The organism is Tsukamurella sputi, from assembly GCF_007858445.1.
Classification (GTDB): domain Bacteria; phylum Actinomycetota; class Actinomycetes; order Mycobacteriales; family Mycobacteriaceae; genus Tsukamurella; species Tsukamurella sputi.
Window position 1 is genome coordinate 1 of the sequence record NZ_VIGV01000095.1, and the last position, 620, is coordinate 620.

Sequence of the window (620 nt, forward strand, 5' to 3'; positions counted from 1 at the left end):
CCCTCCTCCACAGCGTGCACGATCTTCGCCATCGTCCGCACCGTCTCGATCGGATACTTACCCACCGAGACCTCACCCGAGAGCATCACCGCATCCGCACCGTCGAGCACCGCGTTCGCAACATCCGAGGCCTCCGCACGAGTCGGGCGACTGTTCTCGATCATCGACTCCAGCATCTGCGTCGCCACGATCACCGGCTTGGCGTTCTCCCGCGCGATCTGAATCGCCCGCTTCTGCACCAACGGCACCTCCTCAAGCGGCAACTCCACACCCAAGTCACCGCGGGCGACCATCACCGCATCGAACGCCAGGATCACCGCCTCGAGATTGTCGATCGCCTCCGGCTTCTCCAACTTCGCGATCACCGGAATACGACGACCCACACGATCCATCACCGCATGCACCCGCTCGATATCCGACGGCGCACGCACGAACGACAGGGCGATGAAATCCACCCCCAGCTCCAACGCGAACTCCAGATCCGCGATGTCCTTCTCCGACAACGCCGGCACCGAGACATTCATCCCCGGCAACGAAACACCCTTGTTGTTCGAGACCGGACCGCCCTCAGTGACCTCGCAGACCACGTCATCGCCGTCCACCGAAACGACCCGCAGGCC

1 protein-coding gene is annotated in these 620 nt (G+C 63.2%); it reads right to left on the reverse strand.

The genetic code is table 11. The features are described 5' to 3' along the window. A partial coding sequence (pyk, locus tag FK268_RS23315; RefSeq protein ID WP_146437827.1) for a pyruvate kinase occupies positions 1 to 620 on the reverse strand: 620 nt, incomplete at both ends.